Origin of the sequence: Paenibacillus sp. XY044, assembly GCF_002257645.1 — a bacterium.
Taxonomy (GTDB): domain Bacteria; phylum Bacillota; class Bacilli; order Paenibacillales; family Paenibacillaceae; genus Paenibacillus_AQ.
On sequence record NZ_NQMO01000001.1, the window covers coordinates 15,488 to 28,019 of the forward strand.

The following is a 12,532-nucleotide window of genomic DNA, read 5'->3' on the forward strand; positions in this document are numbered from 1 at the left end:
CGAAAGGGGAAATGTTCCCCGGAAAGATTACCTTTTTTTCAGACCTGTCCGGCAGTACAATGATCACAGCACATCGATGAAATTTGCCAGCGGGGGGAACGGTATGGAAATCGTTTTGGATGATTTGTCAGGGAATGAAATTGCCGCATTAATCGGCGAGCACCTTCAGGGCATGGCGGAGGAGTCGCCGCCGGAGAGCGTGCACGCTCTTGATCTGGACGGGCTGCGGCAGCCGGACGTGACGTTCTGGAGCGCATGGGAGCAGGGCGAGCTGCTTGGCTGCGGGGCACTGAAGGAGCTCGACCCCGGTCACGGCGAGATCAAATCGATGCGGACCGCATCGGCCCATTTGCGCAAAGGTGTGGCCAGATCCATATTGGCCCACATCATAGAGGAGGCAAGGCGCCGGGGCTACCGGCGGCTGAGCCTGGAGACGGGATCGATGGCGTCGTTTGAGCCGGCCAGGAAGTTGTATCGAGCCTTCGGGTTCGAGGAATGCGGGCCGTTTGCGGACTATACACTCGATCCTTACAGTACCTTTATGACCCGAGAGATGTAACATGAACTTGCGGAGCTTGATGTAGAAAAGGACATGCTTCCTGCTAGGTACAGGATAAGCATGTCCTTTTCTTTCGGCGCCGGAAGACTTAACAAGGAATGACGGCAGTGAAGCTGCTGCCTTGGCCGGGCGTGCTCTGCACGCGCAACGTGCCGCCGTGGGATTCGGCAATCCATCTGCCGATGGACAGCCCAAGGCCGTGGCCGCCCAGCTCCCGGGCGCGGGATTTGTCCACGCGGTAAAAGCGCTCAAAAATGCGCGGCTGTTCTTCCGGCGGTATGCCGATTCCGTTGTCGCTGACGTTCATGTGCAGCATTTTCCGCTTGTCCTCCCGGATTTCCAGGGTGAGGGAGACGATGCCGCCCTCCGGCGTATACTTGATGGCATTGTCCAGCAGGATGACCATCAGCTGCTGCAGGCGCTGGGCGTCGCCATGAACCGTCATGCGGTCTTCCGCATGAAGTTCCAGTGTAATTTGCTTGGCCTGCGCCAAAGGAAGCAGCGATTCCACCGTCCGCGAGGCTTCAGCCGTTATATCAAAGTCGGTTATGCTCAGCTGAACCTCATCCGAGTCGGAGCGTGCCAGCGTCAGAAGATGGCTGGAGAGGTCGGTCATCCGCTTGGCTTCTTCCCGCATGTTGTCCAGCACCCTCCGGCTGAACGGGTCGTCCTTCAGGCTGTTTTCCATTTCGAGTACCTCGATTGAGGACAGGATGACGCTGAGCGGCGTACGCAGCTCGTGCGAGGCGTCCGCGACGAACTCGCGCTGCCTCGTATAGGAGCTGGCGATCGGAACCATCGCCTTGACCGACATGTTCCGGCTGAGAAACACGGCCAGGACGCAGAACAGCAGCGCGAGGCCGATCAGTACGAGCAGGAGCCAGCCGAACAGCCGGTACTGGCTGCCTACCTCCTTGGCCACGTACAGCGTGCCTATAAAGACCCCGTTATCGTAGACGGCCTTGCCGGCCAGAAGCATGCGGACATTTCCGGGAGCTTCCTTGCGGGGACCGTTCCCGTGTCTGGGCGGCCCATCATTCCGGCCGGATTCCTTGATCGTAACGGTCTTGTACTGCGTCTGGTCGCCTCCGGGCGTCCACTCCGCCACCGCGCTGCCGACCGCTGCGCTCAGTCCCATCCGCTGCTGTGCTTCGTATAGAAAATTCCCTTGAGGGTCCTTGAAGCAGCCCACCGTCTGGTTCGCTAACGATTGATAGCTGCTCCCGAGATTGCTTTCAATATTATAGGAGCCGGTATGCTCCATCGATTCATGAAACGCATAGGACATATCCTGAATCCAGTCGTTCAGCTGATTTTTCTGATCGTTGATGAGCAGAAAATATAGCAGACCGTACACCGTTCCGATGAACAGGGCCAGGAAAGCAATAAGCACGGCAGTGTACTGCAGCGTCAGACGGTTCTGGGTTCTTCTGAACAAATCACTCCCCTGCCGGGGCCAAGCGAAAAGAACTTTCCATTTAGGCTTCAATTTTATAGCCGACCCCCCGGATGCTCTGAATCAGCTCTTTATCCAGTCCACTGAGCTTCTTGCGGAGCAGCTTGATCATGGCGTCTATCGCTTTGGGGCCGACATCGGCGTCGAGTCCCCAAATCCGGTCCAAAATGACTTCCCGGGTCAAGGTGATGCCCTTGTTTTGAATCAGCAGATCAAGCAGCTGAAACTCCCGCGGCGTCAGCTGAACCAGCTCTCCGCCGATGCTTGCCGTCTGGTTGGTCCGGTTCAGGATGAGACCGGGCACCTGGACTTCTTCCCCCTGGATGGGTGCAAAATTCCGCCGCGACAAGGCGCGGAGCCGGGCCAGCAGCTCATCGATTTCAAACGGCTTAACCAAATAATCGTCGGCGCCTGCGTCCAGCCCGTCGATCCGGTCCTGCAGTCCGTCCTTGGCGGTCAGCATCAGGATGGCGCCCATGTAACCTTCCTGCCGCAGCCGGCGGCAAGCCCAGACGCCGTCACCCTCCGGCATCATCCAGTCCAGAATCAGGACGTCGTAATTGGAGGCGCCCGCATATTCGCAGGCTTCCTTGCCGGTGGTGACCCAATCCGCGGCGTGGCCGCCTTTTTTCTTCAGCATGTGTACGACCAGTTCTCCCAGCCGCAGATCGTCTTCTGCCAGTAATATTTTCATCCATGTTCGATCCTTTCCCGCATAAAACTCTCCAATCGTGCCCATGTTAAAGTTTAATAAGAGCATACTTCCGGTGGCTAAACCGAGTCAAGAATCGGGCCCCGTTCATAATAAAAGCCCCAAAACCTTAGGCATTGAGAGCCCTCGAAGGTTTGAGGCTGGTGAAAGAGCGGTTTGCCCCGTCATACCACTGGAAGAGATGCGCTTATAAATGAACGACAGGTCATGTAGTGATTTTCGCATAGACGATGAAGAAGATCATGACCTCTCCGACGATGGCGTAATTAGGGACCGGATAAATGAGGTCAATCACGACGCAGCAAGCAAGGATCCCCAGCAATACAGCCAAATGATAGGGCTTCAGTCGCAAATGTTTGTGTCTGTACCGGTGAAAGACCAGAGTGGTCGATAAGAAATACAGGAGCACAGACCCAAAGACGAATGCCAGCATAAAGGAATAATCCAATTGATCTTTGTATAACAGCTGAATGGCTGCTGCGATCATGCTCATGGACAAATATACGAATAAGTGACCGTAAATAATCATTTGGCCGGCCGTTTGAATTTCCCGGCTTATCTTCTTGTCGATGTTATCAAAGTACTGCCACCACATGGCAATGACCAGCAGACTGGTAAAGGCGACGAACAAAACGGATGACAGGTCCCATTGATTAAACTGCAGCACGGCAAGGATACTGACGACCGATTCGCCCAGAAGAATCAGGGTAAACAGGGCGAAGCGTTCGAACAAGTGATGCGTATTGATAGGCGTTTTGACCAGATGCCGGCGCCCGATTAAGGGAAGCAGGATATCTACGGCGATCCCTGCGTACAAGACGGCATACCGGATCCATGAGTCGAAGAACAGCGAGCAGGCCGAAATCAAGATGCCGAATAAAAAGTGGGTGCCCAAATAGGAGGCGGTCACCTGCTGATGGGCTGCTTTTGCCCGATGTAACAGAAGATACTGCAGAGCTGTCAGCGCCCTCGAGCCAATATATCCTACAAAGAAGGGGATATAATATTGGTCAAAGTCAGGGGATAAGCTCGCCGTCATCACGAGAATAAAAAACAGCTGAAGGATCATGAAGACCCTGTGAACAAAAATATCCTGGCCGAACCGATTGATGAAGAGCGTTTGTCCCACCCAACCCCACCAGATCGGGATAAAAATTAACACGAATTTACTCAGGTATTCTACGGATATGTTCCCATGTTCCGCATGCAGCAAGACATGCGTTGCTTTGGATACGGCCGCGACTAAGAGAAGATCGTAAAATAGCTCCAACCATGTCACCTTTTTTTCAATCATATCCTTATAGATCCCCTCCTTTATGTGATGAATGCAATCAAATGAGTTACAAGCGAAGCCGCCGCTCATCCGAAGAATTAATTTATTATATCAATTTTCAAATCACGGTCTACTACATTTTCGGAATTGGGCCTGTGGGCCGGAAGTACTGGAATGTTAAGGCGAAGTAAATACAACGACCTTTTTTACTAATTTTTTGTACATTAGAGAGAAAAACTCAGTTAATAAGAATTTTATATACATGAAAAAAATTATATGCTATTCTAGCTTTGCCAAAAGATGTTAGAACCCTAAGCAGGTGGACAAGCATCCAGGATGCCGATGCCTTATCCGGATCAACCGCATTTCATTAAAGACTACGCATCGTAGTGTAAACTCTGGGAGGTAATACATATGACGAAGAAGGTTATTTTGGAACCCGCTGCTTTAAAGTTCGCACAGGATACCGCCAATCCGCCGTATTTGTTTGATCTTGGACCTGAAAAAGGCCGTGAAATCGTTGACGAGGTCCAATCGGGCGACGTCCCGAAGCTGCCGGTTGAAATTCAAGATATCCCCGTAGAGGGGGGACCGAGCGGGCAGGTTTCGGTCAGACTTCTTCGCCCCGAAAACGTTACAAAAAAGCTGCCGGTCATTCTTTATATCCATGGCGCCGGCTGGGTGTTCGGAAATGCGCATACCCATGATCGCCTGATCCGGGAGCTTGCCGTCGGTGCGGAAGCATGCGTCGTCTTCCCGAATTACAGCTTGTCCCCGGAAGCCAAATATCCGACCGCGATCGAGGAAATCTACGCGGTTCTGACCTGGGTGGCGGAAAACGGGGAGGAGTACGGCTTGGATACGGACCGCCTATATGTCGCAGGAGACAGCGTCGGGGGAAATATGACCGCGGCCATCACGCTGCTGGCGAAAGAACGCAAAGGTCCGGCCATTCATAAACAACTGCTCTTCTACCCGGTAACGGATGCGGGCAACGACACGGACTCCTACCATCAATTTGCCGAAGGTTATTTCCTGCGCCGGGACGGCATGGCCTGGTTCTGGGAGCAATATATTACGAAGCCGAGCGATAAAGAGGAAATCTATGCTTCGCCGCTTCGGGCAACGCGCGAACAGCTCGAAGGCTTGCCCCCCGCACTGGTCATTACCGCTGAAGCAGACGTTCTTCGCGATGAAGGCGAAGCTTATGCCAATAAACTGCGCGAAGCCGGCGTGCGGGTTACTGCTGCCCGTTTCCAGGGGATCATTCACGACTTTGTCATGCTGAATGCCCTCGCGGACACGGCCGCTGCCAGAGGTGCGATTGCACTGGCAAATGCTTGGCTCAAAGAATAGTCGGGGGCGGTGAGTATTGAGATGGCGACAACACTAGGGATTATGGTGGGGAGTTTAAGGGAGCATTCGTATAACCGGATGATTGCGAATACGATCCCCGAACTCGTGGATTCCGCGGAATATGAATATATCTCGATTGCGGACCTCCCCCTTTACAACGCGGATTTGGACCGCGAGGAAGGACCCGAGCCGGTCAAGCGCTATCGCGAAGCCGTTCAAAGGGTGGACGGGATCATCATCGTGAGCCCGGAATATAACTCGGGCATTCCGGGCGTGTTGAAAAATGCGCTGGATTGGGCCTCGACCCCGACTAAGACTGCGGTACTAATACACAAACCGACCGGGGTCATCGGAGCGACGCCGGGCGTCAAAGGAACGATTTTGTCGCAGCAGCAAATCAGGCAAACCTTGGAGGCCGTCCAGTCTCATGTGATGCCTTTTCAAAAAATGTATATTTCGCAGGCGATGGAGAAGGTTGATCCGGAGAGCCAGAAGCTGACCGATGAAACGACCCGCAGGTATGTACAGCGTTACGTGCGGTCGTTTATCCAGTGGATCGACCAGGCTCAGCAGCTGAACGGGCAGTAACCATTTTAATCATGAGCGGAGGCCATTATGGGTAAAATTGCGGTTTATGGATTCGGACGGATCGGAAGACAGCTGCTTCGGGCGGCGCTGGAACAAAATTTATTTGTTCCTTATTCCATCTCCGATATCAAAGATGAAGCGACGCTGGCGGCGCTGTTTGAAGTGGACACCAATTACAAGCGCTGGCATGAGAGCGTATCGGGCGGCGAAGGCACGATCGTGATCGGCGGCAGGGAAATCCAGTATTTGAATTCGGCCAGCGAAATGCCTAATTGGGGCGAACTCGGCGTAGATCTGGTCATCGACTGCACCGGACGTGCCGTCACGCGGCCGGTCGCCGAACAGCATCTGGAGCGGGGTGCCAAGCGGGTGCTGGTCAGCGGACCAAGCAAAACGCTTGATGAATGTGACGCTGTTCTGCTTAAAGGAATCAACCTCGACAGCTTCGATCCGGAGAAGCATAAAATCATCAGCATGGCGAGCTGCACGACGAATGCGCTGGCTCCGGTCGTCAAATTGGTCCGGGAAAACTACGGGATCAAATACGGCTTATTCTCCACGGTGCACTCGTATACGAACACGCAATCGTTAACCGATCAGCCGATGAAGGACCGCCGGGATTCCTGGGCCGCGGCCGAGAACATCATTCCATCGTCTTCCGGCGCCGCCAAAGCGCTCAAGTTCATTTGGAACGATCTGCAAATTACCGGCAAGGCGTACCGCATTCCGACGCGTACGGGCAGCATTGCCGAGTTGAACCTGATCACGGAGAAGCCTTGCACCGTTCAGGAGATCAATAATATGTTCCGGGAAGCCGCTGTTGAAGGCGAGCTGAAGGGTGTTCTAGACGTTCTGGAAGGAGAATGGGCTTCGTCGCGAATCGTCGCCGATCCGCATTCCTCGATTATTGACCTGCCGTTAACCCAGGTGCAGGGCGAAATGCTGTCCGTCGCCACCTGGTACGATAACGAATGGGGTTATGCCTCCAGATTGGCGGAGGTCGCTGCTTATCTGGCAGGGAAATAGGATTGCAATGACAGGGACAGGGCTGCCGGTGAGTGCCGGCAGCCCTGATTTTTTTGAGAAAGTGACGGATTGGATGAACTCCGGAAAAATGGATTGACAATAAGAATAAGATCATATATCTTTAATTTAAGATAAATGATTTCGAAATAAAAATCGGGATCCAAAATCCCTTAAGGAGCGATAAAGATGTTTACACGGACGGCAGGCATTCATCACATTACGGCATTTTCAAGAAATCCTCAGGAAACGATTGATTTCTACAGCGGCATTCTCGGACTCAGCTTGGTGAAGAAGACGGTCAACTTCGATGATCCAACGGTGTATCATTTGTATTTCGGCGACCCGGCCGGATCTCCGGGAACGATCCTGACCTTCTTCCCGTACCCACGGGCCCGGCAAGGCCGGATCGGGGGCGGTCAGGTTGGCATCATCACCTTTGTCATTCCGTCCGGGTCCACGGACTTCTGGCAGGAGCGGCTTGCTTGGTTCGGAATAGACGCAACCAGCAGCGAGCGGTTTGGCGAAAGCTACCTGCAGTTCTCTGATCCGGACGGACTTCGTCTCGAGCTGGTAGAGAGGGAAGAAGGGGGCTCAGGCGCAAGCCCGCTTGAAAGCATTCCGGATGACCAGGCCATCAAGGGTTTAGGCGGTGCCGTTTTGTTCAGCGAGGCATATGCCAAGACGATTGACGTGCTGGAGAACATTCTGGGACTGGCCAAAATCGGGGAAGACGCCGGATACGCCAGGTTTCAGTCGACGGCCGAGTTCGGAAATCTGATCGATGTTCCGCTGGAGAACATGGAAGCGGGACACGGCACAGCGGGGACCGTACACCACATCGCCTGGCGGGCAAGCGATCATGCGGAGCATGAAGCGTGGAGAGAACGCGTATCGGTCAATGGCTTTGACGTCACACCGATTAAGGATCGCCAATATTTTAAGGCCATCTATTTCAGGGAACACGGGGGAATCCTGTTCGAAATTGCGACGGATCCTCCCGGCTTCGCCCGGGACGAAGCGCCGGATGCACTTGGGCGGAAGCTGATGCTGCCGGAATGGTTTGAACCGCAGCGCGGTGACATTGAAGCCCGGCTGGAGCCGGTTACGACCGAGAAAGGTTGATTGACGGCGGTAAAGGCGGCATAAAATATCATGCGAACAATCCGTGTGCGAACATGAACCTATGAGGCGGGTTTGAACGCCAGCCAATGATGATCCCTGCAAGGACAGGGATCATCTTTTTTTTGTAATCCTATGGGCAATCTGTCTGCCGGACGTTCGGGTTTATGGAAAGTCACCGTTATTTTCACCATGTTTTCACCAATGACCCGTACAATGACAGCATAACGGAAATGAACATATTTGAAATAAGGTGGTCTTTATATGGCAAATTCCAAATGGATCAAATGGACGGCAGGCATGGCGGGCGTGGTCATGTTTACGGGTTTCGTCGGATATATCTCCAAATTTAGTCCGGCGGATGCTTCTGGGAGCGTAACGAACGCTTCCCCGATCTTCGGTGCGGGACAAGACGACTCAAGCGGCGATCTGGAAAACCAATGGCGGGATGAAGCATCCGGCGGAGACGCGGGATTTTCCGGACAGGAACGCGGCTTTATGGGAGGCCGATCCCGGTCGGACATGAATTTCGGTAACGGGCAAAGCGGCAGCGGGGAAGGCTCCATGCGCACCCACGCTTCCTGACTGCAGGCGCTGGACGGAGGTGATCAAAGATGCATACATTCAGGGCAATGAATACGGATTTCGTCACGCAGGGACTGCCAGAGGCGGAGCAAAGGGAAGCAGAGTCTTGGTTTGCTTTTGTAGAAAAGCATTTGACCCGTTTCGATCCGGGCAGCGAGCTGTCCCGGCTGAACCGTTCGGCAGGAAGGCCGTTTATAGCGACGCCGATCCTGTTCGAAGCCGTCAGCGTGGCTGTGGATTATTACAAGAGGGCAGATGGCCTCTTCAATCCTTTTCTCGGACGGCTCCTGTCAGAACTGGGCTACGGCGAAAGTTTCGTGGAGACGGCCGCGGAAGCGGCGAGTCGTTCGCGGCCGTCCGACCGGCCGGAGGCTTGTGCGAAGCTGCTGGGCGCTTTTGGTCCGGAGAACGCGGTCAAGCTGAACCCGCTGCTCCGCAGCATGGAGCTGCCTCCGGAGTGGTCGGTGGACCTCGGAGGCATTGCCAAGGGCTGGAGCGCTGAGCAGTTCGCGGGCATGATGCGCAGAAAGGGCATTGCGCAAGGGGCGGTCAGCGCTGGGGGGGACATGATGCTGTGGGGCGGAGAGAGCCGCCCGCAGCAGGTGGGCATCGCGGATCCATTCGCTTTGGATCGCGACATATATTCTCTCTTCATTCGCAGAAACGCGGGCATTGCCACAAGCAGCCGGTTAAAGCGGAAGTGGCTGGACGGGGATGGACAACAGCGGCACCACATCCTCGATCCCCGCACGATGATGCCGAGCCTGACGGATGTGGTACAGGCCACGGTCATCCATCCGTCGCTGACGGCGGCTGAAGTATATGCCAAATGCCTGCTGATCCTTGGCTTTCAGGCCGGGGAAGAATGGCTTGAGCGCAAACATCCCGCTGCGGCGGCGGTGCTGGTCTGCGAAGACGGCTCCGTCCGGACGGCGGGTAACATTGAGCAATATCGACAGGAGAACGGAAAGGAGGCGGGATGATGGCAATCTTTCATCATTTCGGCAGCAGCATCAGTCAAATTTTATCGGTATGGGTGACGACGAGGGCGGCGGGGTTGACTTCCTATATGCTCCTGTTCGCCTCCATCGCGGCAGGGCTGCTGCAGGGAGGGGCATGGGCCAAAGGACCGGTCAAGGCCAAGCTGAATATGGTCCATCAATGGTGCGGCTGGTTCGGCCTGTTATTCGGCATGGTTCACGGCCTTGTACTGCTGTTCGATCGGTATGTCGGGTATTCCCTGGCGGATATTTTGATTCCCTTTAAGGCAAGCGAAGACCGGTTGTGGATGGGACTGGGAATCTTGTCGCTGTACTTGATGCTGCTGCTGATCATCAGCTCGGATCTGATGAAGAAACTCGGCAGAAAAGCTTGGCGCTTGATTCACTTTCTGGCGATGCCCACCTATCTTATGGCGTTGATCCACGGGATCATGCTGGGAAGTGACAGCAGGCAAACTCCCGTGCTTGTGCTGTATGCGGTGACCGGCATGGCGGCTCTGGTCCTGCTGGTGAACCGGATCCTCGCTTCGCGCAGAAAAGGCGGAGGCAAACTGATCGTGGTGCAAGAAGGCGGGAAGACCCGCATTAAACAGATTCCAACCTCCCGCTAAAATAGGACAGGCGGAGTGCCGACGCACTCCGCCTGTTTTGGGTTGGTAAAGCTATAATGTGGTTGAATACGCAGCGTTCGCAGGGCTCAGGCCCTTAGCGGCTGTTCGCCTGCCGTCCGGCGTAGTAGGGATCGCCCGGATCGATGTCGATCACGACGCGCTGCGGCTGGGCCAGCGCATATTGATGCTCGCAGCGCCAGCGCATATCTTCGGTGAAGCCGATCGTTTCGCCGTCTTCGATCACGTCTCCCTGACCGAACAAATAGTAAGCCGCATCCGTCAGCTGGCCGGCCAGCTCGGAAGGGTCGAGGTCATAGAAGTGGCACTGGACGTCGGGGATTCCGAGCGCGGCCAACCCGAGCGAGTCCATCAGCCCCTCACTGCGCCCGCTCCCGGTTCCTTCCACGTTATAGAAGCGGATGTTCATCGCGCCGTACAGCAGCGCGCCTTCTTCAACCGCCGCCAGGTAAGCCTGCGGCTCGACAAGCTTGTCGCTGGCCCGGAAGTAGACGGCATCGCAAGGAGCCGTCTCTAGTACGGCCCGCAGGGCGCCTGTGATCAGCCGTAATCTGTCCTGGGGCTCAAGGCCGGAAGCCATAAGGTCGGTCAGCAGCAGCGTATAGCCGCATCCGCCCATGACCTCGCCGGCTTCTCTCCAGTGCCATGACTGCTGAACGGCAGTGGCGTAGTCGCCCTCCGGGCGGTTGTCGACCGGCATCAAGCTGGTTTGCGCAGGCATCTCGCCTTCCGAATAAGAAATCATGTAATTCAGGTGGAAGAAGTGCAGCAAATCATCCGGACCGGACTCGTGCGGCTCCCACACCGCAAGCCCGGCCCTTTCGCTTTCTCCCGCCTGCTGGGTCGTGCCGGTGTAGAGCTCCATGTTTGCATACAGACGGGTTCGGTCGATTGCCGGCTTTTGCCGATACTTCAGTTCAATCGCATATACCCGCGAAAATCCAAAATCCTGTTCTTCCTCCACTACCTCACTCGTCATGTTCCTCTTCTCCTATCGACTATTTTCAACTTCCTATTGTAACGAATCTTTCCAATGCGTTCCAGCTGCCGCCTGTTTTCTCTGGACAGGGATATACAGGTGTTTTTTTCTGGCGAATCGCTTTATGTCATAAAAACGGCGGCCGGCAATAAGTTATTAAAGGCCACTGGCCGGGATGTTTTGTCCGGAGGGGGAGGATTCCATGTCAGCAGTTCTGATTTTGATTTATCTCATCATTTATTTTGTAGTAGCAGGCGCGTACTATCAGCTCGGCAAGAAGGCTGGCCGCGAGGACATCGCCTGGTTTGCGTTCATTCCCGTGTTGAACGTGATTTTGCAGTTGAAGCTGATTAAAATTAGCGCCTGGTGGATCCTGATCATGCTTGTGCCGGTCGCGAACATCGTGTTTGCGATCATCTGGCAGGTCAAACTGCTGAACGCGTTTGGCAAGCATGGCGCTTTCGTGCTGTTTGCCGTCTTCCTGGCACCGGTCTATACGATTTTATGGATCGTTTGGGGCTATTCGAGCAGTACAGAATACCAGCTGGACTAGGAGCTTGCCAAAAAAACATCGGTCCGGGGACGTAGTTTTATGTCGAAAAAAGCACAATTAAAGAAGGAATTTGAGGAAACGCATCGAATAAGGAAAAGTGCATTTTTACCTTTACACCCATTTTTCAGGAGGATGTTTGATGATCGTTGTATTGAGTGTGCTGTACCTAGCAATTTATATCGCCATTTGCGGAGCGTATTTCCAGCTTGCCAAAAAGGCGGGCCGGGACGATATCGCGTGGTTTGCGTTTGTTCCGATTTTGAATTATATTCTCCAGCTGAAGCTGATCAAAGAGAGTGCATGGTGGATCCTGATTAATTTCGTTCCGATTGCCAATATCGTGTTCGGTATTATCTGGCAGGTGAAGCTGCTGAACGCGTTTGGCAAGAACGGAGCCTATGTTCTCTTCGCCGTTTTCCTGGCTCCGGTATATGTGATTCTGTGGATGGTTTGGGGCTACTCCAGCAAGACGACTTACCAGCTGTATAACCCGCCGGTTCCTCCGGGGCCAACGGCTTCCTTTTAACCAGGAATGGTTCGAGGACATTGACCGGCTACTTGCTTACATACCGACAGAACTAAAGCGTTATTCGTAGATTCAGCAAGGCGGGCATGATCCGTAAACAAGCGGCAGCCCGGACAACCGAAGGTAAAAGTGCACACGAAAGAACCAGGGCCGCTCCCGAAAGGGGGCGG

Annotated in this window: 14 protein-coding genes; 10 read left to right on the forward strand and 4 right to left on the reverse strand. The window is 54.3% G+C overall.

Annotation, left to right across the window (positions count from 1 at the left end):
- Window positions 1–103 precede the first annotated feature (103 nt).
- Window positions 104–559, forward strand: coding sequence for a GNAT family N-acetyltransferase (locus tag CJP46_RS00070; RefSeq protein ID WP_094594998.1), 456 nt, complete (start codon window positions 104–106; stop codon window positions 557–559).
- A gap of 88 nt (window positions 560–647) precedes the next feature.
- Here CJP46_RS00070 and CJP46_RS00075 read toward each other — a convergent pair whose 3' ends face one another.
- From CJP46_RS00075 to CJP46_RS00085, 3 genes are all read right to left on the reverse strand, one after another.
- Entirely contained in the window at window positions 648–1,997 is a 1,350-nt protein-coding gene (locus CJP46_RS00075; RefSeq protein ID WP_094593582.1) for a sensor histidine kinase, read from the reverse strand.
- Window positions 1,998–2,037: 40 nt separating this feature from the next.
- On the reverse strand, window positions 2,038–2,709 hold the full coding sequence (locus CJP46_RS00080) for a response regulator transcription factor (protein WP_094593583.1): 672 nt from the start codon (window positions 2,707–2,709) through the stop codon (window positions 2,038–2,040).
- Between the two features lie 223 nt (window positions 2,710–2,932).
- Window positions 2,933–4,021, reverse strand: coding sequence for a low temperature requirement protein A (locus CJP46_RS00085; protein WP_094593584.1), 1,089 nt, complete (start codon window positions 4,019–4,021; stop codon window positions 2,933–2,935).
- Window positions 4,022–4,414: 393 nt separating this feature from the next.
- On the opposite strand from CJP46_RS00085, the gene CJP46_RS00090 reads away from it, so the two are divergent.
- From CJP46_RS00090 to CJP46_RS00120, 7 genes are all read left to right on the forward strand, one after another.
- Entirely contained in the window at window positions 4,415–5,356 is a 942-nt protein-coding gene (locus CJP46_RS00090; protein ID WP_094593585.1) for an alpha/beta hydrolase, read from the forward strand.
- Between the two features lie 21 nt (window positions 5,357–5,377).
- Window positions 5,378–5,944 (forward strand): NADPH-dependent FMN reductase, encoded by a 567-nt coding sequence (locus CJP46_RS00095; RefSeq protein WP_094593586.1) that lies wholly within the window; start codon window positions 5,378–5,380, stop codon window positions 5,942–5,944.
- 27 nt (window positions 5,945–5,971) lie between these two features.
- A complete protein-coding gene (locus CJP46_RS00100; protein WP_094593587.1) occupies window positions 5,972–6,970 on the forward strand; it encodes a type I glyceraldehyde-3-phosphate dehydrogenase in 999 nt (332 codons plus the stop codon).
- A gap of 186 nt (window positions 6,971–7,156) precedes the next feature.
- Window positions 7,157–8,092: a ring-cleaving dioxygenase gene (locus CJP46_RS00105; protein ID WP_094593588.1), complete on the forward strand. Its 936-nt coding sequence runs from the start codon at window positions 7,157–7,159 to the stop codon at window positions 8,090–8,092.
- Window positions 8,093–8,353: 261 nt separating this feature from the next.
- Window positions 8,354–8,674, forward strand: coding sequence for a hypothetical protein (locus CJP46_RS00110; RefSeq protein ID WP_094593589.1), 321 nt, complete (start codon window positions 8,354–8,356; stop codon window positions 8,672–8,674).
- A 29-nt stretch (window positions 8,675–8,703) separates the two neighbouring features.
- The gene (locus tag CJP46_RS00115) at window positions 8,704–9,657 is read left to right on the forward strand and encodes an FAD:protein FMN transferase (RefSeq protein WP_094593590.1); all 954 of its coding nucleotides are present in this window, start codon (window positions 8,704–8,706) and stop codon (window positions 9,655–9,657) included.
- Window positions 9,654–10,286: a ferric reductase-like transmembrane domain-containing protein gene (locus CJP46_RS00120; RefSeq protein WP_256992135.1), complete on the forward strand. Its 633-nt coding sequence runs from the start codon at window positions 9,654–9,656 to the stop codon at window positions 10,284–10,286. Before CJP46_RS00115 ends, CJP46_RS00120 begins: the two co-directional genes overlap by 4 nt.
- A gap of 94 nt (window positions 10,287–10,380) precedes the next feature.
- Here the strand turns inward: CJP46_RS00120 and CJP46_RS00125 are convergent, their stop codons facing one another.
- Window positions 10,381–11,283 (reverse strand): DUF4261 domain-containing protein, encoded by a 903-nt coding sequence (locus CJP46_RS00125; RefSeq protein WP_094593592.1) that lies wholly within the window; start codon window positions 11,281–11,283, stop codon window positions 10,381–10,383.
- Between the two features lie 202 nt (window positions 11,284–11,485).
- On the opposite strand from CJP46_RS00125, the gene CJP46_RS00130 reads away from it, so the two are divergent.
- The gene (locus CJP46_RS00130; protein WP_094593593.1) at window positions 11,486–11,836 is read left to right on the forward strand and encodes a DUF5684 domain-containing protein; all 351 of its coding nucleotides are present in this window, start codon (window positions 11,486–11,488) and stop codon (window positions 11,834–11,836) included.
- 139 nt (window positions 11,837–11,975) lie between these two features.
- On the forward strand, window positions 11,976–12,362 hold the full coding sequence (locus CJP46_RS00135; protein ID WP_094593594.1) for a DUF5684 domain-containing protein: 387 nt from the start codon (window positions 11,976–11,978) through the stop codon (window positions 12,360–12,362).
- Window positions 12,363–12,532 lie beyond the last annotated feature (170 nt).

Coding starts and splice junctions, on each gene's coding strand:
- CJP46_RS00070 (WP_094594998.1), top strand. CDS start 104: ATGGAAATCGTTTTGGATGATTTGTCAGGGAATGAAATTGCCGCATTA.
- CJP46_RS00080 (WP_094593583.1), bottom strand. CDS start 2,709: ATGAAAATATTACTGGCAGAAGACGATCTGCGGCTGGGAGAACTGGTC.
- CJP46_RS00085 (WP_094593584.1), bottom strand. CDS start 4,021: ATGATTGAAAAAAAGGTGACATGGTTGGAGCTATTTTACGATCTTCTC.
- CJP46_RS00090 (WP_094593585.1), top strand. CDS start 4,415: ATGACGAAGAAGGTTATTTTGGAACCCGCTGCTTTAAAGTTCGCACAG.
- CJP46_RS00095 (WP_094593586.1), top strand. CDS start 5,378: ATGGCGACAACACTAGGGATTATGGTGGGGAGTTTAAGGGAGCATTCG.
- CJP46_RS00100 (WP_094593587.1), top strand. CDS start 5,972: ATGGGTAAAATTGCGGTTTATGGATTCGGACGGATCGGAAGACAGCTG.
- CJP46_RS00105 (WP_094593588.1), top strand. CDS start 7,157: ATGTTTACACGGACGGCAGGCATTCATCACATTACGGCATTTTCAAGA.
- CJP46_RS00110 (WP_094593589.1), top strand. CDS start 8,354: ATGGCAAATTCCAAATGGATCAAATGGACGGCAGGCATGGCGGGCGTG.
- CJP46_RS00115 (WP_094593590.1), top strand. CDS start 8,704: ATGCATACATTCAGGGCAATGAATACGGATTTCGTCACGCAGGGACTG.
- CJP46_RS00120 (WP_256992135.1), top strand. CDS start 9,654: ATGATGGCAATCTTTCATCATTTCGGCAGCAGCATCAGTCAAATTTTA.
- CJP46_RS00125 (WP_094593592.1), bottom strand. CDS start 11,283: ATGACGAGTGAGGTAGTGGAGGAAGAACAGGATTTTGGATTTTCGCGG.
- CJP46_RS00130 (WP_094593593.1), top strand. CDS start 11,486: ATGTCAGCAGTTCTGATTTTGATTTATCTCATCATTTATTTTGTAGTA.
- CJP46_RS00135 (WP_094593594.1), top strand. CDS start 11,976: ATGATCGTTGTATTGAGTGTGCTGTACCTAGCAATTTATATCGCCATT.